General features: G+C 57.9%; 1 pseudogene. It reads right to left on the minus strand.

Annotated features, from left to right (window positions below):
- Positions 1-359 (minus strand): annotated as a pseudogene (locus tag DDR33_RS25325) (hypothetical protein); the annotation flags it as partial.
- Between the last annotated feature and the right edge of the window lie 66 nt (positions 360-425).

A 425-nucleotide genomic window follows, 5' to 3' on the forward strand; every position in this document is an offset into this window, starting at 1 on the left:
GCCTGGATGGCTAAGCGGCGGTGAAGGAACTCCTCTTTGGTGCCGATCTGGAACTGCTCCTTCCCGATCTTCACGGTCACCGGCACCTCCAGCGACAGCGATGCCTCGGCAATGACGCTCTCGTCCAGCTCATTCTGCTCTTTATCAATGTGAAAGGTAGCGTAATAATAAAACCGTCCCTTATCGGGCTTCAGGTACCCCACCCCCATCTTAAGCCTGCCGGCCAGGGCCCGCGCCAGCATCCGGTGTTTATCATCACGGTCCCGGCCCAGGTACGTACGGAAGCGCAGCTTGTACATCATCATCTTATACTCGCCGCTCTTCTCATCCCGGCTAAGCTTAAAGTCCGACGGCGGCACGGGAAGCCCCAGCCCCTTCTTATAGTTGCGAAGAGAGTGTTGCCCCGACCAGTACGCGTTCCGCTC

Origin of the sequence: Pararcticibacter amylolyticus (genome assembly GCF_003130405.1) — a bacterium.
GTDB lineage: Bacteria > Bacteroidota > Bacteroidia > Sphingobacteriales > Sphingobacteriaceae > Arcticibacter > Arcticibacter amylolyticus.